General features: G+C 49.3%; 30 protein-coding genes. 28 read left to right on the top strand and 2 right to left on the bottom strand.

Going from position 1 to position 17,186, the window contains the following annotated elements; all coding sequences use genetic code 11:
* Window positions 1-242 precede the first annotated feature (242 nt).
* Together C1A02_RS06140 and aroE are read right to left on the bottom strand one after the other, a co-directional pair.
* Entirely contained in the window at window positions 243-767 is a 525-nt protein-coding gene (locus C1A02_RS06140; RefSeq protein WP_101697319.1) for a shikimate kinase, read from the bottom strand.
* A 6-nt stretch (window positions 768-773) separates the two neighbouring features.
* Complete coding sequence (gene aroE / locus C1A02_RS06135; RefSeq protein ID WP_101697318.1) at window positions 774-1,664, bottom strand: shikimate dehydrogenase; 891 nt, start codon at window positions 1,662-1,664, stop codon at window positions 774-776.
* Between the two features lie 164 nt (window positions 1,665-1,828).
* On the opposite strand from aroE, the gene acpP reads away from it, so the two are divergent.
* From acpP to secY, 28 genes are all read left to right on the top strand, one after another.
* The gene (acpP, locus tag C1A02_RS06130) at window positions 1,829-2,056 is read left to right on the top strand and encodes an acyl carrier protein (protein WP_009065587.1); all 228 of its coding nucleotides are present in this window, start codon (window positions 1,829-1,831) and stop codon (window positions 2,054-2,056) included.
* A 247-nt stretch (window positions 2,057-2,303) separates the two neighbouring features.
* A complete protein-coding gene (locus C1A02_RS06125; protein WP_101697502.1) occupies window positions 2,304-3,392 on the top strand; it encodes a sodium ion-translocating decarboxylase subunit beta in 1,089 nt (362 codons plus the stop codon).
* Between the two features lie 15 nt (window positions 3,393-3,407).
* Window positions 3,408-3,590 carry an OadG-related small transporter subunit gene (locus C1A02_RS06120; RefSeq protein ID WP_101697317.1) on the top strand — a complete coding sequence of 61 codons (183 nt, stop codon included), beginning with the start codon at window positions 3,408-3,410 and terminating at the stop codon, window positions 3,588-3,590.
* 30 nt (window positions 3,591-3,620) lie between these two features.
* Complete coding sequence (gene proS / locus C1A02_RS06115; protein WP_101697316.1) at window positions 3,621-5,057, top strand: proline--tRNA ligase; 1,437 nt, start codon at window positions 3,621-3,623, stop codon at window positions 5,055-5,057.
* Window positions 5,058-5,205: 148 nt separating this feature from the next.
* On the top strand, window positions 5,206-5,508 hold the full coding sequence (locus C1A02_RS06110) for a hypothetical protein (RefSeq protein WP_101697315.1): 303 nt from the start codon (window positions 5,206-5,208) through the stop codon (window positions 5,506-5,508).
* A 2-nt stretch (window positions 5,509-5,510) separates the two neighbouring features.
* Window positions 5,511-6,338, top strand: a complete 828-nt coding sequence (locus C1A02_RS06105) for a hypothetical protein (protein ID WP_101697314.1) — start codon at window positions 5,511-5,513, stop codon at window positions 6,336-6,338.
* 390 nt (window positions 6,339-6,728) lie between these two features.
* Window positions 6,729-7,040, top strand: coding sequence for a 30S ribosomal protein S10 (rpsJ, locus tag C1A02_RS06100; RefSeq protein ID WP_101697313.1), 312 nt, complete (start codon window positions 6,729-6,731; stop codon window positions 7,038-7,040).
* Window positions 7,041-7,110: 70 nt separating this feature from the next.
* A complete protein-coding gene (rplC, locus tag C1A02_RS06095) occupies window positions 7,111-7,743 on the top strand; it encodes a 50S ribosomal protein L3 (protein ID WP_101697312.1) in 633 nt (210 codons plus the stop codon).
* An 18-nt stretch (window positions 7,744-7,761) separates the two neighbouring features.
* On the top strand, window positions 7,762-8,385 hold the full coding sequence (gene rplD, locus C1A02_RS06090; RefSeq protein WP_101697311.1) for a 50S ribosomal protein L4: 624 nt from the start codon (window positions 7,762-7,764) through the stop codon (window positions 8,383-8,385).
* Entirely contained in the window at window positions 8,385-8,675 is a 291-nt protein-coding gene (gene rplW / locus C1A02_RS06085; protein WP_101697310.1) for a 50S ribosomal protein L23, read from the top strand. Before rplD ends, rplW begins: the two co-directional genes overlap by 1 nt.
* An 82-nt stretch (window positions 8,676-8,757) precedes the next feature.
* Entirely contained in the window at window positions 8,758-9,591 is an 834-nt protein-coding gene (gene rplB / locus C1A02_RS06080; protein ID WP_101697309.1) for a 50S ribosomal protein L2, read from the top strand.
* Window positions 9,592-9,615: 24 nt separating this feature from the next.
* Window positions 9,616-9,888: a 30S ribosomal protein S19 gene (gene rpsS / locus C1A02_RS06075; protein ID WP_009065752.1), complete on the top strand. Its 273-nt coding sequence runs from the start codon at window positions 9,616-9,618 to the stop codon at window positions 9,886-9,888.
* Window positions 9,889-9,909: 21 nt separating this feature from the next.
* Complete coding sequence (gene rplV / locus C1A02_RS06070; protein WP_101697308.1) at window positions 9,910-10,245, top strand: 50S ribosomal protein L22; 336 nt, start codon at window positions 9,910-9,912, stop codon at window positions 10,243-10,245.
* A gap of 15 nt (window positions 10,246-10,260) precedes the next feature.
* The gene (rpsC, locus tag C1A02_RS06065) at window positions 10,261-10,926 is read left to right on the top strand and encodes a 30S ribosomal protein S3 (protein ID WP_101697307.1); all 666 of its coding nucleotides are present in this window, start codon (window positions 10,261-10,263) and stop codon (window positions 10,924-10,926) included.
* On the top strand, window positions 10,926-11,354 hold the full coding sequence (rplP, locus tag C1A02_RS06060; RefSeq protein WP_101697306.1) for a 50S ribosomal protein L16: 429 nt from the start codon (window positions 10,926-10,928) through the stop codon (window positions 11,352-11,354). The genes rpsC and rplP overlap by 1 nt, the downstream gene beginning before the upstream one ends.
* Window positions 11,351-11,557 (top strand): 50S ribosomal protein L29, encoded by a 207-nt coding sequence (gene rpmC / locus C1A02_RS06055; RefSeq protein ID WP_101697305.1) that lies wholly within the window; start codon window positions 11,351-11,353, stop codon window positions 11,555-11,557. Before rplP ends, rpmC begins: the two co-directional genes overlap by 4 nt.
* 19 nt (window positions 11,558-11,576) lie before the next feature.
* Entirely contained in the window at window positions 11,577-11,834 is a 258-nt protein-coding gene (gene rpsQ, locus C1A02_RS06050; RefSeq protein ID WP_207204876.1) for a 30S ribosomal protein S17, read from the top strand.
* A gap of 29 nt (window positions 11,835-11,863) precedes the next feature.
* Window positions 11,864-12,232, top strand: a complete 369-nt coding sequence (gene rplN, locus C1A02_RS06045; protein ID WP_101697304.1) for a 50S ribosomal protein L14 — start codon at window positions 11,864-11,866, stop codon at window positions 12,230-12,232.
* A 16-nt stretch (window positions 12,233-12,248) separates the two neighbouring features.
* A complete protein-coding gene (gene rplX, locus C1A02_RS06040) occupies window positions 12,249-12,569 on the top strand; it encodes a 50S ribosomal protein L24 (RefSeq protein ID WP_101697303.1) in 321 nt (106 codons plus the stop codon).
* 15 nt (window positions 12,570-12,584) lie between these two features.
* Window positions 12,585-13,124 (top strand): 50S ribosomal protein L5, encoded by a 540-nt coding sequence (gene rplE, locus C1A02_RS06035; RefSeq protein ID WP_101697302.1) that lies wholly within the window; start codon window positions 12,585-12,587, stop codon window positions 13,122-13,124.
* Window positions 13,125-13,136: 12 nt separating this feature from the next.
* A complete protein-coding gene (locus C1A02_RS06030) occupies window positions 13,137-13,322 on the top strand; it encodes a type Z 30S ribosomal protein S14 (protein ID WP_101697301.1) in 186 nt (61 codons plus the stop codon).
* Window positions 13,323-13,340: 18 nt separating this feature from the next.
* Window positions 13,341-13,739 (top strand): 30S ribosomal protein S8, encoded by a 399-nt coding sequence (gene rpsH / locus C1A02_RS06025; protein WP_101697300.1) that lies wholly within the window; start codon window positions 13,341-13,343, stop codon window positions 13,737-13,739.
* Between the two features lie 16 nt (window positions 13,740-13,755).
* Window positions 13,756-14,304: a 50S ribosomal protein L6 gene (gene rplF, locus C1A02_RS06020; RefSeq protein WP_101697299.1), complete on the top strand. Its 549-nt coding sequence runs from the start codon at window positions 13,756-13,758 to the stop codon at window positions 14,302-14,304.
* Between the two features lie 20 nt (window positions 14,305-14,324).
* Window positions 14,325-14,684, top strand: coding sequence for a 50S ribosomal protein L18 (gene rplR, locus C1A02_RS06015; protein WP_101697298.1), 360 nt, complete (start codon window positions 14,325-14,327; stop codon window positions 14,682-14,684).
* 17 nt (window positions 14,685-14,701) lie between these two features.
* Window positions 14,702-15,199 (top strand): 30S ribosomal protein S5, encoded by a 498-nt coding sequence (rpsE, locus tag C1A02_RS06010; RefSeq protein ID WP_101697297.1) that lies wholly within the window; start codon window positions 14,702-14,704, stop codon window positions 15,197-15,199.
* Between the two features lie 16 nt (window positions 15,200-15,215).
* Complete coding sequence (rpmD, locus tag C1A02_RS06005; protein ID WP_101697296.1) at window positions 15,216-15,395, top strand: 50S ribosomal protein L30; 180 nt, start codon at window positions 15,216-15,218, stop codon at window positions 15,393-15,395.
* Window positions 15,396-15,413: 18 nt separating this feature from the next.
* Window positions 15,414-15,854, top strand: coding sequence for a 50S ribosomal protein L15 (gene rplO, locus C1A02_RS06000; protein WP_101697295.1), 441 nt, complete (start codon window positions 15,414-15,416; stop codon window positions 15,852-15,854).
* A 1-nt stretch (window position 15,855) separates the two neighbouring features.
* A complete protein-coding gene (gene secY, locus C1A02_RS05995; protein WP_243577933.1) occupies window positions 15,856-17,184 on the top strand; it encodes a preprotein translocase subunit SecY in 1,329 nt (442 codons plus the stop codon).
* Window positions 17,185-17,186 lie beyond the last annotated feature (2 nt).

Genomic DNA, 17,186 nt, shown 5'->3' with positions numbered 1-17,186 from the left:
CCCTAATATAATTACCCTAGCAAAAGTCAGGGATGCATCTGGCACCCTGTGCGAGAAGTAAATTTAGGCCGACAAAAACAGTCATGGCATTCATAGCACGCAACAAAATCCCACACCAGATAATGGCGGGGATAGCTAAAGTAGCTTGTAAATCGTGCGTTGTTACGAATCAAATCCATGAGAAAGGTTCCTCCGGCTTTTATTTCAACTTGGGTTCATGATAAACAATGAAAAAATGTTTGTCAAGCCTTTTGAGAGAAATAAATTTTTATTTTTTGTAAAATGCATTCTGAAATTTTCTGCGGATCCCCGTCTGCATCCACACAGATTTGTGCCGCAGAGCGATAAAACGGCATGCGTTCTTCATAAAGCCGGTGCATAAATTCGGACTTATCTTCCCGCTGAAGAAGCGGCCGGTCGGTTGCCTGTGCCAGCCGGGTTTCTAATGTGGAGAGAGGAACGTCCAGCAGAACAATCACCCCGTTTTTGCAAAGCAAATCGATGTTTTCTGCTTTTAGCACCGTGCCGCCGCCGGTGGCAATGACCAGGTTTCCGGAGCCGGACAGATCCCGGGCTGCCGCTGTTTCCATTTGGCGAAAGCCGGGTTCGCCTGCCGAGCGAAAAATATCGGAAACCGATTGTCCCTGCTTTTGTTCAATGTATTGATCCAAATCCACAAATTGGCGATTGCTCATTTGAGCTAATTGTTTTCCTACGGTGGTTTTTCCGCTGCCCATAAAACCGCACAGCACAATGGAAGGCTCCATTTGTCCTCACCCCTTTGGTTCGCCGAACAGGCGTTGCATTTCGATAACTGCCTTGGCGCTGATTTCAGCAATCTGTTCGGGATCAAATTGTGCGCCGTACCAAATTTTATGTGCCGCCGCTGCCTGCCAGACCAGCATGTCCATACCGCCAACGGCCACACAGCCTGCCTGACGGGCTTTTTGCAAAAACGGTGTGTGCTGCGGATTGTAAACGGCATCAAAAACTGCGTGAATGTTTTTGAATAATTCCGGTGGGATGGGGGGAATGGTATGGATGTTGGGATGCATTCCCGCCGGAGTTCCGTTGACTGCCAAAGCGTAAGATTCTTTCGGATTCAGCTCTTCATAAAGACAGACCTGAACCTCAAATATTTTTTGCTCTTTTTTCAGCTTTTCAGTAAGAGATTCCGCTAAAGCGTGAGCGGAAGAAAGTCCGCTTTCCCGCACACAAATCGTTAAATCGGGAAAATAGGCGGCGTCGGCCAATTCAAAGGCCATCACCCGCGAAACGCCCCCGCTGCCCAGAACCAAAGCTTTGCCCCCGGGCTGGATTCCGCCTGCGTGCAGCGCGGCCAAAAAACCTTCACCATCAGTAGTGTAGCCCAGCAGACGTTCGTTTTCTTTTTTCACGGTATTCACCGAAGAAGAAAGCTCCGATTTGGGATCCATTTGATCCAGAATGGAGATGACTTCTTTTTTGTGAGGAATTGTCACATTAAAACCGTCCAGTTCCCGAAGCTTTTCTTGGGTTGGGGATTGGCTTAGCTCCTCGGCGGAAAGGGAAAAAACCGTATATTCCGCATCGAGTCCGCTAAGACGAAATAATTCTTCGTGAATAAACGGGGACATGGTGTGGGTTACCGGAAATCCAATCAATCCAAAATGATGTTTTTTCATATGGAAACTCCTCTGAAAAGAAATATATCAGGAATCTTATAATTTCTATTGACAAAGAGAAAGATTGCTAATAATATGTGGGTAGGGAAATTGTAGCATACAATATTCTTGATTGCAAACCGAAGCAATCATTTTTTATTTTATAAAGGCAAGGAGGAAATAGGATGGTTTTTGAGAAGGTAAAGGCGATTCTCAGCGAGCAGTTTGATGTTGAGGAGGATTCTATTACTTTAGATACATCTGTAGTGGATGATCTGGGTGCGGATTCTCTGGATGTGGTTGATTTGCTGATGTCGATTGAAGATGAATTTGAAATTGAGATTCCCGACACAGAAATTGACAACATTAAAACAGTCGGCGAACTTGTGAAATACATTGAAGAACATGTATAGCATGTATAGTATGGTCATGTATTATAATGTATAATAATGTATTTTTACCAAAAATTTAAACCGTTGTGCTAGGCACAGCGGTTTTTTTATAAGTTTTTTGGGGAATTGACTTGAAAATCACAAAGGAAGCCGATATAATGTATGAAGTTAGCATGGAAAATAAAATATTTCAAAAGGAGAGTTAAAATCGTTGAATGAATTCAGCTTTTTAGTTGACGGCATACAAACTATGGCCGACAACCCCAAAATGCTGGTCATGTGGGCAGTTGGAGCACTGCTGATGTGGCTTGCGATCGAAAAAGACTTTGAACCTGCACTGCTGCTCCCCATGGGCTTTGGTGCTATCCTGGTTAACTTGCCCCTTCCGGGCGTTATTGGTGACGAGCAGACCGAAGGTATTGTAACCTGGCTGTTTAATGTTGGTATCGCTACATCCGAAGCGTTCCCGCTTCTGCTGTTCGTAGGTATCGGCGCAATGATCGACTTTGGACCCTTGCTGTCTAACCCCCGCATGCTGCTGTTTGGTGGCGCGGCACAGTTCGGTATCTTCCTGACTGTTGTGTTGGCAGTTCTGTTGGGCTTCCCGCTGAAGGATGCCATGAGTATCGGTGTTATCGGCGCAGCCGACGGCCCGACTTCTATTCTGGTTTCTCAGCAGCTGCAGAGTGAGTACATGGGTGCTATTGCTGTGGCGGCCTATTCGTACATGGCTTTGGTACCAATTATTCAGCCCTTGGCAATCAAAGCTGTTACCAGCAAGAAAGAGCGCATGATTCGCATGCCCTACAACCCCAAGTCTGTTACTAAGACCACTAAGATTTTGTTCCCTGTTATCGTTACATTGATTGCGGGCATGATTGCTCCTGATTCTGTAGCGCTGGTAGGCTTCTTGATGTTCGGTAACCTGATTCGTGAGAGCGGCCGTCTTGAGAGCCTGTCTCAGACAGCTCAGGGCCCGCTGGCAAACCTGATTACCATCTTCCTTGGTATCACCATTGCTTTCACCATGCAGGCAGACCGCTTCTTGAACTGGGGCACACTGATTGTTATGGCTCTGGGACTGTTCGCGTTCGTTTTCGATACCATTGGTGGTGTTGTGTTTGCAAAAATCCTCAACATCTTCCTGCCGAAGGAGAAGAAAATCAACCCGATGGTCGGCGGCGCCGGCATCTCTGCGTTCCCGATGTCCGCTCGTGTTATCCAGAAGATGGCTCTGAAAGAGGACAATCAGAACCACTTGCTGATGCACGCTGTTGGTGCAAACGTTGCTGGTCAGATTGGTTCCGTTGTAGCCGGCGGTATCATTCTGTCTTTGGCAAAAGTATTTTTGGCTTAAAGGAGGGGGTTTATCATGAATTTGACAACATTAGCAATTGCCTTTCAGAGCGTCATGGGCTCGGTACAAACCGAGGATATTAACCACTCTCTTGAGCTGATGGGCAAAGGAATGCTCGGTATCTTTATCGTAATGGTGCTTATTTACGCTTTGATTGTCCTTTTGGATAAGGTTACAGGCGCCAAGAAGCAGAAATAGCAATCGTAATTTTAAGGAGCAAATAAAAGCATGGCCGGACAAAAGAAACTGGTGGAAGCCATTACTCCTATGGAGGAAGACTTTGCCAGATGGTATACTGATATTGTAAAAAAAGCAGAGCTGATGGATTATTCCAGCGTGCGTGGCTGTATGGTGATTGAACCCTATGGCTGGGCTCTTTGGGAGAACATCAGAGATAGTCTGGACAGACGGTTTAAGGAGTTGGGGCATCAGAATGTATCGATGCCGATGTTTATTCCCGAAAGCCTGCTGCAAAAGGAAAAGGATCACGTAGAAGGCTTTGCTCCCGAAGTTGCCTGGGTTACCCATGGCGGCAGCGAGGAATTGCAGGAGCGTTTGTGCGTGCGCCCCACTTCAGAGACTTTATTCTGTGATTATTATGCGCGAAAAATCCAGTCCTGGCGCGACCTGCCAAAGCTTTACAACCAGTGGTGTTCTGTGGTTCGCTGGGAAAAAACAACGCGGCCGTTCCTGCGCTCGGTGGAATTCCACTGGCAGGAAGGACACACCATGCATGAAACGCCGGAAGAGGCTAAGGCTGAAACCGAGCAGATGCTTGAGGTGTATGCGGAGCTTTGTGAGAAGGAGCTTGCGATTCCGGTTATTAAAGGGCGAAAAACCGATAAGGAAAAATTCGCCGGCGCTGAAATGACGTATACCATAGAGGCCATGATGCATGATGGCAAGGCGTTACAGTCTGGTACCAGTCATTATTTTGGCGATGGATTTGCGAAGGCTTTCGATATTACTTTCCAGGGCAGAGACAATTCCGTTTGTCATCCGTATCAGACCTCTTGGGGCCTGAGCACACGGATTATCGGGGGCATTATTATGACCCACGGTGACAATGATGGATTGATTCTGCCGCCAGCGGTTGCACCTATTCAGGTTGTGATTGTTCCGGTTGCACAGCATAAGGAAGGCGTTCTGGAAAAGGCCAGAGAGCTGGAACAAAGGCTTAAAAAAGTCTGCCGTGTTTTGGTAGATGACAGTGATCAGTCGCCGGGCTGGAAATTTGCTCAGTACGAAATGAAAGGGGTGCCGATCCGTTTGGAGATCGGGCCCAAGGATATAGAAAAAGAGCAGTGTGTATTGGTGCGCAGAACCGACAGGGAAAAGAGCTTTGTTTCTTTGGCGGATTTGGAGAAGGCTGTGTTGGAACAGCTGGACATTGTGCGCCGGGGCATGTATGACGCGGCGCTGAAACGCCGGGAATGCATGACGCATACAGCAACAACATTGGATGAGTTCCGTGCGGTGGCGGATTCCGAACCGGGCTTTATTAAAGCCATGTGGTGTGGTAGCCAGGAGTGCGAGGAAAAACTGAAGGAATTAGCCGGAGTGACTTCTCGCTGCATGCCCTTTGAGCAGGAACAGATTACGGAGACCTGTGTCTGCTGCGGGCAGAAGGCCAAGGCGATGGTTTATTGGGGAAAAGCCTATTAAATTGTTTTGCCTGGCCGGACGAACAAGGCCGATGTGAAATGAATGCGAAAAGGGGAAAGAGGATGCCTGCCATCCCTTTTCCCTTTTTTCTGTTTTGTAAATTTGATTTATAGCAGTTGGGAATAGCGAAACAAAAAGGGAGAATGCTATGAAAAAGTTGGGAACAGTATTTACTCTTCTTGCAGTTTGGTTTGTGGCTGCCGCGGGCTTTACCGGCTGGGGCTGGTATCAAGAGGCCGTGGAAGCAGATGATAATGAAGCAGATGACGAGGATGACGATATCATTGGTTGTGACAGTGGTGTGACGTCGATTATAATAGATGAAAATACTTTGCGTGGCTTTTGTGGTGTGTTCTATCGCGTTGCTCTCTTTTTTGCAAATCTTTTTGCTTCCCACCAAATAGGCCGGTTCGGCCGGAAACACAAAAGGTCCAGAAGAAAGGCGGAATGACAATGAAGCAGCTGTTTTTGGCGGGAGTGGCGGTGGCTGCCCTGTTGCTGTCTTTTGGGGGGTGCTCAAGAGATACTTCCCACAGTTCGGCGGTGTCCTCAGAAGAGTCCTCTGCTCCGGTTTCTTCCCAACCGGAATCTTCCAGTGATTCTGATCTGACATCTTCTTCCCAGCCGGATGAGTCGGAACAAGTATCCACCGCGGCGGTTAAACGGGAACTTTTCACCTTCCGGCAGAACGGCAAGAATTACGCGGTCAGCTACCCTGTGTTTTTAGGGCTGCGCAATGCAGATTTGCTCAACGCGGCGGCGAAACAAGCTGCGATGCGGGATGTGGAGCAAAACGGGTATGAATCGGAAGTGGATGCTTCCAGCAAACAGCTAGTACAGATCAATATCAGTACGGAATATGAACTCACCCGACAAAGCGGCGATTTTGTCAGTGTGTTGTTTATTACCTCATATGAACGATCAGATGCTTCTCACCCGGACCGGATGACCCACTCTGTGAATTTCGATTTGCGTTCCGGCAAAGAGTTGGCGGTTTCGGACATGCTGAAAGAGGACGAAGATTTGTATGAAGTGATCTGGGAGGCGGTCAGAGACAATGCGCCGCCGGATATTGTCAGTGCGCTGCCTACGGAATCTATTCAGCAGAAAAAGGCAGATACTTCAGTTTATATGACGCCGGACGGAGTTGGATTTGCGATTCCGCTTTCGTATTCCCAAGGCGATTTTTATCAGATTGTGGTTCCTTATTGGGAGATGAAACCCTTCTTACAGCTGGAAGTGGATCCTTTGGAAGAGGCAGATCTTGCAGTAAATGCGTAGCAAATAGGAAATATTTGGATTTTGTTACTGTTTAATAAAAATAACTTTAAATTTTCTTGCAGAAAAGAGAAAATAACTCTTGCGTTCTAAGTGCCAATATGGTAATATAATTGAGCGTGACTGCGACAGATATGCGATGAAGCGGGAGGTTGCGGCAGTTTTGCCGGTTTTTCCGTGGAGTATGTCCGATTTTAAACCGGGCGACAGATATTTTGGGACTGCCGAGGCTGAAGTTATGCCTTTGTGCGCCCAGACGTTTTTTATGCCTTTACCCGGATTAACTTCGTAAAGAAGTCAATCCGGTTTTTAGTGTTCTTAGGTGAAACACCCGGCACAGTGTTAGGTTTTAAAAAACGCCGCCCGCCAACTACAAGAAGGAGGCGATTCAAAGTGGCAGTCAAAGAAAAAATCAGGATAAGAATCAAGGGGTATGATCATCAGTTGGTAGATCAGTCCGCTGAGAAAATCGTGGCAACAGCGAAGCGTACCGGAGCAAGAGTGTCCGGGCCTGTTCCGCTGCCCACCGAGAAGCAGATTGTTACCGTCCTGCGCGCTGTTCATAAGTACAAGGACAGCCGTGAGCAGTTTGAGATGAGAACTCACAAAAGACTTATCGACATCCTCAGACCCTCTAACAAAACTGTTGAGGCGATGATGGGCTTGGAACTTCCCGCGGGCGTCGAGATTGAGATTAAACTCTAAATCGACCAACCGAGCGGCTGGGGTCATGTTGGCATAGTGCCAACCAATAACCTGCATTGGAGGTAAAATAATGCAAAAGGCAATCATTGGCAAGAAGATCGGCATGACGCAGATCTTCGATGAAAAGGGCAATGTCATCCCTGTTACTGTCGTGGAAGCCGGTCCCTGCGTAGTAGCGCAGAAAAAGACTGTGGAAAACGATGGTTATGCTGCAATTCAGGTCGGCTTCGGCGATCTGAAACTGAGCCGGGTGAACAAACCCCTGGCGGGACACTTCGCAAAAGCGGACGTAGCCCCCAAAAGAACTTTGAGAGAGTTTAAACTCTCCAACCCGGATGCTTACAACGTGGGCGACCTGATTAAGGCTGATGTCTTCGAAAAAGGGGACAAGGTCGATGTAAGCGGCACCAGCAAAGGTAAGGGATACGCCGGCGTGATTAAACGCTGGAACTTCGGCAGACTGAAGGAATCCCATGGTACCGGCCCTGTTGCAAGACACGGCGGTTCCACCGGCGCCTGCTCCAGCCCCTCCCGTGTGTTTAAGGGCATGAAGATGGCCGGACACATGGGCGCTGAAAAGGTGACTGTACAGAATTTAACCGTTGTTAAGGTGGATGCTGAAAACAACCTGATCGCCATTAAAGGGGCTGTCCCTGGTCCCAACGGCGGCACTGTTGTAATCCGCGACAGCGTAAAGGCGTAAGGGAAGGAGGAATTAGGAATGCCTAAAGTAGCAGTACTTGATATGGCCGGAAAAGAAGTCGGACAGATTGAACTTTCCGAAGCTGTATTTGGAATTGAACCCAATGTCGCTGTAATGCACGAGATGGTTAAAAACTATCTGGCAAATCAGCGTCAGGGCACACAGTCCGCACTGACTCGTGCTGAGGTTGCCGGCGGCGGCAGAAAGCCCTGGCGTCAGAAGGGCACAGGACACGCAAGACAAGGCTCCATCCGCGCTCCCCAGTGGAGACACGGCGGCGTCGTGTTTGCCCCGAAGCCCCGCGACTACAGATATACCGTGAACAAGAAGGTTCGCCGTCTTGCCATGAAATCCGCTTTCTCCAGCAAGGTGGTTGACAACGAGATCATCGTACTGGATCAGATTAACATGGACGAATACAAGACCAAGGTAATTGTGGCTATGCTGAAAGACCTGGGCGCTGAGAAGAAGGCCCTTATCGTTCTCCCCGAGGAGAATAAGAAGGTTATCGCTTCGGCCAGCAACCTGCCCGGCGTGAAAACAGCCACGGTTAATACGCTGAGTGTGTACGATATCCTGAATGCCGATAAGTTCATCGTGCTCAAGGATGCCGTAGCTAAGATCGAGGAGGTGTATGCGTAATGACTGCACATGATATTGTCATCCGCCCGATCATTACTGAAAAAAGCATGAGCGCCATCGGCGCCAAAAAGTACACCTTTGAGGTTGCCCGTGATGCGAACAAAATTCAGATCGCGAGCGCTATCGAAGAACTTTTCAAAGTAAAAGTTGCAAAGGTGAATACCCTGCATGTCAGAGGTCATCTGCGCCGTCAGGGAAGAACCCAGGGCTATACCGCAGCTTGGAAAAAGGCTGTTGTTACCTTGACCCCCGACAGCAAAGGAATCGAATTCTTTGAGGGTATGATGTAATTTCCTGCCAATCCTGAGGCAGGGGCAAAGTATGGGGACTGGGCAAGTTCCCGCAAAGCCACAACAAGGAGTGTGAAACCGAATGCCTATTATTAATTATAAACCGACTACTGCGGGTCGCCGCGGCATGTCTGTTACTGATTATTCCCAGTTGTCAAAGACAGGCCCCGAAAAGAGCCTGCTGGCACCTCTTAATAAAAAATCCGGCCGCAACAGCTACGGCAGAATCACGGTTCGCCACCGCGGCGGCGGAAACCGTAAAAAGTATCGCCTCATCGATTTTAAGAGACAGAAGGCAGACATGCCGGCGACCGTTCTCACTTTAGAGTACGATCCCAACCGTTCCGCTTTTATTGCTCTGATTCAGTATGAGGATGGACAGAAGAGCTACATCCTGGCGCCTCATGGCCTGAAGGTCGGCGATAAGGTTGTTTCTGGCACCGGAGCCGACATTAAACCCGGCAACGCGCTGCCCCTTCACAGCATCCCCACCGGTACCTTCATCCACAACGTGGAACTGTACCCCGGCAAGGGCGGCCAGCTGGCTCGTTCTGCAGGTAACCAGGCACAGTTGATGGCGAAGGAAAATGGAATGGCTCTGCTGCGTCTTCCCTCTGGTGAGCTGCGCAACGTATCTCAGCTGTGCATGGCTACAATCGGCCAGGTCAGCAATGTGGATCACGAGAACATGAAAATCGGTAAAGCCGGACGCAAACGCCACATGGGCTGGCGTCCCACGGTTCGCGGTTCTGTTATGAACCCGAATGATCACCCGCATGGTGGTGGTGAGGGTAAAGCCCCCATCGGTCGTCCCGGTCCTGTTACTCCTTGGGGTAAGCCGGCTCTGGGTTACAAGACTCGTTCTAAGAAGAACCGTTCCGATAAGTTTATCGTGAAGCGCAGAAACAGCAAGTAAGGCGGACAGAAAGGAGCTTAACTGATGAGCAGAAGTGTGAAAAAGGGTCCTTACGTTCAGCCTGTGCTGCTTAAGAGGATCCAAGAGATGAACGCAGCTGGCGAAAAGAAAATCGTTAAGACCTGGAGCAGGGCTTCGATTATTTTCCCGGATTTTGTCGGTCATACCATAGCCGTCCACGACGGCCGCAAGCATGTTCCGGTTTATGTTACCGAAGATATGGTTGGGCACAAGCTCGGTGAGTTTGCCCCCACCAGAACCTTTAAAGGTCACGCCGGATCCAAAACTACCAGATAAAGGCCGAAAGGAGTGTATACAATGGAAGCAAGGGCTTATTTGAAATACGCCCGTATTTCTCCCCGCAAGGTGTCAATTGTGCTGGATTTGATCCGTGGCAAGGACACAGACCTTGCTATGGCTATCCTGAAGCATACCCCAAAGGCCGCCTGTGAAGATCTTCAGAAACTGCTGAAGTCGGCCATGGCAAATGCTGAGAATAACCATAACATGGACGTTTCCAGACTGTACGTTGCAGAATGCTTCGTCAGCCCTGGTCCGATCCTCAAGCGCATTCGTCCCAGAGCGCAGGGTCGCGCGTTCAGAATTTTGAAAAGAACTTCGCACGTAACCCTCGTGCTCAAGGAAAAAGAATAGCGGAGGAGGTAAACTATGGGCCAGAAAATCAATCCCCACGGCTTTCGTGTGGGCGTAATTAAAGATTGGGATTCCCGTTGGTTCGCAAAAGACAATGTCTTTGGCGACACCCTGGTTGAGGATTACAACCTGCGCAAGACGCTGAAAAAGCAGCTTACAGCCGCGGGTGTTCCGAAAATCGAGATCGAGCGCGATGCCTCTAAGGTTCGTGTTCATATCCACTGCGCCAAGCCTGGCATGGTCATTGGCAAGGGCGGCTCTGAAATTGAGAAGCTTCGTGTGCAGTGCGAAAAAATGCTGAATAAGCCGGTATCCATCAATATCGTGGAGGTTAAATCCCCCGATTTAAATGCACAGCTGGTTGCCGAAAACATTGCCCAGCAGTTGGAAAAGAGAATTTCTTTCCGCCGCGCTATGAAGCAGTGCATCGGCCGTTCCATGAAATTGGGCGCCAAGGGTATTAAGACTCAGGTTTCCGGCCGTTTGGGCGGAGCTGAAATTGCCCGTACCGAGCATTATCATGAGGGTACCATCCCGCTGCAGACCATTCGTGCCGACATTGATTACGGTTTCGCCGAGGCTGCCACCACCTATGGCCGTATTGGCGTAAAGGTTTGGATTTACAGGGGAGAGGTTTTGCACGATAACCGCAAACCCAAGAGGGAAGGAGGCAATAAATAATGTTGCTGCCTAAACGCGTAAAATACCGCAGGGTTCACCGTGGCCGTATGACCGGCACAGCGCACCGCGGAAACAAGGTCACATACGGCGAGTTCGGCTTGCAGTCACTTGAGCCGGCATGGATTACTGCCAATCAGATTGAGGCTGCCCGTATCGCCATGACCCGTTATACAAAAAGATTCGGTAAAGTTTGGATTAAGATTTTCCCTGACAAGCCGATTACCAAAAAACCTGCCGAAACCCGCATGGGTAAAGGTAAAGGCGCACCTGAATATTGGGTAGCCGTGGTTAAGCCCGGCAGAATTATGTTTGAAATTGCTGGTGTGCCCGAAGAGGCTGCCAGAGAGGCGATGCGCCTTGCTGCGAACAAGCTGCCGGTTAAGTGCAAGTTTGTCAAGAAGGAAGAAACGGGTGGTGAGCAATCATGAAGGCCGCAGAGATTAGAGAGTTGACAACAGAAGAGCTGCAGAGCAAGCTGAAGGATCTGAAAGAAGAACTTTTCAACCTGCGTTTTCAGCTTGCTATTAATCAGCTTGACAACCCGATGCGAATTTCCGCTGTTAAAAAAGACATTGCCCGTATCAAGACTGTGTTGCGTGACAATGAGCTGAAGAACAGCGCGAAAGCGTAAGGGAAGGGAGGATTAAGCTGTGAGTGACAGAAATATGAGAAAAACCAACGTCGGTAAGGTCGTCAGCAATAAGATGGACAAAACTGCCGTTGTCGCTATCCAGGACAGCGTGAAGCACCCGCTTTACAAAAAAATTATCAAGCGTACCGTTAAGCTGAAGGTTCATGACGAAAACAATGAATGCTCCATAGGTGACCGTGTGCGTGTGATGGAGACCCGTCCCCTTTCCAAAGAAAAAAGATGGCGTCTTGTCGAGATTATAGAGAAAGCCAAATAAGGTAGCTTTCAGCAAAGGAGGAACGCACTGTGATACAACAGCAGACTTACCTCAAGGTTGCCGACAACACGGGCGCGAAAGAGCTTATGTGCATTCGTGTTCTGGGCGGCACAGGCAGGAGGTATGCCAATATTGGCGACGTTGTGGTAGCTTCGGTCAAAAAAGCAGCACCCGGCGGCGTTGTTAAAAAAGGCGACGTTGTTAAGGCGGTTATTGTTCGTACCGCTTTTGGCGTTCGCCGCCAGGACGGAACTTATATCCGCTTTGATGAGAATGCGGCGGTTATTATTAAGGACGACAAAAACCCCAGGGGTACGCGTATTTTTGGGCCGGTTGCCAGAGAGCTGCGCGATAAGGATTATTTGAAGATTTTAAGCCTTGCCCCGGAAGTACTTTGATTGGAGGTGTTCACTAATGAATAACAAAGTTCATGTAAAAACTGGTGACACCGTCATCATTTTGAGCGGCAAAGAGCGCGGCAAAAAGGGCAAGATCCTGGCGGTCAGCCCCAAAGAGGGAAAGGTCATCATTGAGGGCCGCAACATGGTTACAAAGCATGTGAAGCCCCGTAAGATGGGTGCCCCGGGCGGGATCGTCAAGGCCGAGGGCGCTTTGTACGCCTGCAAGGTTCAAATCGTGTGCCCCCGCTGCGGAAAGCCCACTCGTGTTGCGCATAAGCTCTATGAGGACGGCACCAAAGACCGCATCTGCAAAAAATGCGGCGAGTCGCTGTAAGGGAGGAAGATACACATGGCCAGACTGAAGGAGTTCTACAAGCAGGAGGTCTCGCCCGCGCTGATGAAGAAGTTTTCTTATGACAGCGTGATGCAGATTCCGAAGCTTGAAAAAATTGTCATCAATGTGGGTGCCGGTGAAGCTAGAGATAATGCTAAGGTAATCGACGCCATCGTAGCTGACATTGCTACGATTACCGGCCAAAAGCCCCAGATTTGCAAAGCGAAAAAATCCGTTGCGAACTTTAAGCTGCGTGAAGGTATGAACATTGGTGTTAAGGTTACGCTCAGAGGCGAGAACATGTATGAATTCATCGATCGCTTCTTTAACATCGCATTGCCCCGCGTCAGAGACTTTAGAGGCATTAACCCCAATTCCTTTGACGGACGCGGCAACTACAACATGGGAATTAAAGAGCAGCTTATTTTCCCTGAAATTGAGTATGACAAGGTTGACAAAGTGCGCGGTATGGATATCTGCTTTGTCACAACCGCAAAAACCGACGAGGAAGCCCGTGAGTTGCTCACACTGATGGGCGCTCCGTTTGCGAGATAAGGAGGGATTATTGTGGCCAAAACATCTATGAAGATCAAACAGCAGAGGAAGGCGAAGTTTTCCTCCAGAGAGCATAACCGCTGCAAAATTTGCGGCCGGCCGCATGCTTATCTCCGTAAGTTCGGGGTTTGCCGTATATGCTTCCGTGAGCTTGCCCATAAGGGTGAGATCCCGGGCGTGAAAAAAGCCAGCTGGTAAAGCAAAGGAGGTAACGGTATGCAGATTACAGATACAATTGCTGATTTGCTCACCCGTATTCGCAACGCGAATTCTGCCAAGCACGATTCCGTTGAGATCCCCAAAAGCAACATGAAAGAATCGATTGTAAAGATTCTGGTTGAAGAAGGGTATGTAAAGAATTATACGGTGATCGAAGACGGCAAGCAGGGCATTCTGAAAGTGAATCTGAAATACGGCGAGGGCAAAACCCCCGTCATTAAAGGACTGCGCAGGGTTTCGAAACCCGGTCTGCGCATCTATTCCAACGCAGAAGAGCTGCCGAGGGTTTTAAAAGGCCTTGGCATCGCGGTCATTTCCACCTCCAAAGGCGTCATGACAGATCGTCAGGCACGCAAGGAGAATGTTGGCGGCGAAGTTCTGGCGTTTATTTGGTAAACAAGGGGGTGCTATTATGTCGCGAATTGGAAGAAAACCCATAAATATTCCCGCTGGCGTCGATGTGAAAATCGATGGCAACGTTGTAACCGTTAAGGGCACTAGAGGTACATTGACTCAGTCGTTCCACCCGAACATGGCTATTACCATGGAAGGTGCCGAACTGTTGGTTACCCGCCCCAATGACGACAAAGATAACCGTGCTCTGCACGGCCTGACCCGTACACTGCTGAGCAATATGGTGGTCGGCGTGACAGAAGGCTTCAAAAAGGAGCTGGATGTTCTGGGTGTTGGTTACCGTGTGCAGAAGCAGGGCAAAGATTTGGTCATGAACCTGGGGTATTCCCATCAGGTTATCATGTCTGAAAACGACGATATCAAAATAGAGGTCCCGTCGCCCAACAAAATTATTATTTTGGGTACCGACAAGCAGAAGGTTGGACAGTTTGCCGCCGAAGTGCGCGAGAAACGTCCGCCGGAGCCGTATAAGGGCAAGGGTATCCGCTATACTGGCGAATATGTCCGCCGCAAGGAAGGTAAGGCCGGCAAGGGCTCTAAGAAGTAAATGAAGGAGAGTGAATCAATATGGTGAACAAGGCTGATAACAATAAAGCCAGGCTGAACCGTCACCGCAGGGTGCGCGGCAAGGTTTCGGGCACTGCAGAGCGCCCGCGCCTGAATGTATTCCGCTCCGCCAAAAACATCTACGCCCAGGTCATCGACGATGTTGCGGGGGTTACTCTCGCGGCAGCTTCCACGCTGGACAAAGAGTTCACTGGCAATGGCGGAAACAAGGATGCTGCGAAAAAGGTTGGCGAGCTGATCGCTAAGCGCGCGGCTGAGAAGGGAATCACCGAGGTCGTATTTGACCGCGGCGGTTATATTTTCCACGGCCGCGTCAAAGAGCTGGCCGAAGGCGCCCGCGAGGGCGGCCTCAAGTTCTAAGAGAAGGAGGAATACTTTTGGCTAGAATTGACGCATCTACTATGGATTTGAAAGAACGCGTAGTTGCAATTAACCGCGTTTCTAAAACAGTTAAAGGCGGTCGTATCTTCAAGTTTGCAGCACTGGTTGTTGTGGGCGACGGAAATGGCACTGTTGGTTTCGGCATCGGAAAAGCAGGTGAAGTTCCGGATTCCATTCGCAAAGGAATCGAAGACGCCAAGAAAAACCTGATTAAGGTTTCCCTGCGCGGCAGCACCATCCCTCACGAGGCGATTGGCGCTTATGGCGCAGGCCGTGTTTTGATGAAACCCGCAGCACCCGGTACCGGCGTGATTGCCGGCGGCGCGGTTCGTGCCGTTGTGGAAGCTGCAGGCATTAAAGATATTCGTACCAAGGCGCTGCGCTCTAACAATCCGTGCAACGTGGTACGCGCCACCATCGAGGGACTTTCCCAGCTGCGCACAGCCGATGAAGTGGCAAAGACCCGCGGAAAAACCGCAAAAGAGATTCTGTAACAGAGGGGGCAGCAATATGGCACAGATTAATATCAAGCTGGTAAAAAGTCTTATCGGCAGCAAGAAGGACCAGATTGCAACCGCTCAGGCCCTTGGTCTGAAAAAAATCGGGGATTGCACCACGCAGCCTGACAACGAACAGACCAAAGGTAAGGTGGCAAAGATTATCCACCTCATCGAGGTAAGCAAAGCGTAAGCAAGGAGGTGCGAGTAAATGAAGTTGCATGACTTATCTGCAGTCCCGGGCTCTACCCAAAAGGCCCGTCGGATCGGCAGAGGACATGGTTCCGGCTGGGGCAAAACCTCTGGCAAAGGCCATAAGGGCCAGAAGGCCAGAGCCGGCCGCGGTTTTAGAGCCGGGTTTGAAGGCGGACAGATGCCTCTGCAAAGACGAATTCCTAAAAGAGGCTTTGTCAACATTTTTGCAAAAGAGATTGTTGCAATTAATGTTGGTACACTGGAATCCTTTGAGAACGGCGCAGTGGTTGACGCTCAGGCGCTGCTTGACGCAGGCATTGTGAAAAATTCCTTTGATGGAATTAAGATCCTTTCGAATGGCAAGCTGACTAAGAGCTTGACAGTAAAGGCAACCGCCTTCTCTGAAGCGGCAAAGCAGAAGATTGAGGCTGCCGGTGGGAAGGCAGAGGTGATCTAAATTGCTTACCACAATGAAGAACGCCTGGGCCATTCCCGATCTGCGAAAAAAGATTTTGTTTACACTGTTCATTATTGTGGTGTTCCGGTTTGGCTCCGTTATTACGGTGCCTTTCCTGAACGTCGAAGCCCTGCAGGGGTTAATGGGTCAAATAGGGGAAAGCGGCAATGCACTGGGGTATTTAGACATGCTTTCCGGCGGCGCTTTTGCGAACGCCACCCTGTTTGCCATGAGCGTTACTCCCTACATTAACAGCTCCATTATTATGCAGCTGCTGACCGTGGCTTTACCTCCTTTGGAGCGTTTGGCCAAGGAGGGCGAGGAGGGCCGTAAGAAGATTGCTTCCATTACACGCTACGGCACTGTTGTGCTCGGTTTAGTTCAGGGTACCGCGTTCTATTTTTACCTGTATAACAGTTCCTTTGAGGGAGCTCCGATTACGATGTTTAACAAGGGCTGGGAGCAGATTTTCTCTGCATTTGTTATCATCTTCACCTTTACTGCGGGCACTGCCCTTTTGATGTGGATGGGTGAACAAATCAATAAATACGGGATTGGAAATGGTATCTCTATCCTGCTGTTTTCGGGCATTGTGGCGCGTTTGCCGCATACCATCAATTTGCTGGGCAAATATTTGCAGACAGCGCATCAGGATCCGGCTAACTATGGCAAATTCTATGCGTTTGTGCCTTTGTTTGTGATTTTGTTCCTGGCAGTTATTTGGGTGATTGTTCTGATGAACAATTCCGAACGCCGTATTCCCATTCAGTACGCCAAGCGTATGGTGGGGCGTAAAATGTACGGCGGACAGTCCAGCCACATTCCGCTGAAAGTGGCTATGTCCGGTGTTCTTCCCATTATCTTTGCCAGCTCAATTCTTTCCATTCCCAGCACCATCCAGCTGTTTACGAACCCGACAAAAGGGTTTTGGAAAAGCTTTTTGGATGCGTTTTCCAGCACCGGTTGGATGTATTCGGTCATGTATTTCCTTTTGATTATTATGTTTGCTTATTTCTATGTAGCAATTCAGTATAATCCGATTGAAATGGCCAATAATCTTCGTCAAAGCAACGGCACTATCCCGGGAGTTCGCCCGGGCAAGCCAACCTCCGATTTCATTGCGCGGATCCTTTCCAAGATTACCTTGATTGGTGCCTTGTTCCTGGCTGCCATTGCTTTGCTTCCCATTTTGTTTGGTGCGGCAACCGGTATGCATAACCTGTCGTTGGGTGGTACCTCTCTTATCATTTTGGTAGGCGTTGCTCTGGATACAGTGAAGCAAATGGAATCTCAGATGATGATGCGCCACTACAAGGGCTTTCTTGATTGACA

Source organism: Clostridium minihomine (genome assembly GCF_900240385.1).
Lineage (GTDB): Bacteria > Bacillota > Clostridia > Oscillospirales > Acutalibacteraceae > Faecalispora > Faecalispora minihomine.
Note: the sequence above shows the minus strand (reverse complement) of the source record. Positions and strands in the feature narration are given on the sequence as shown.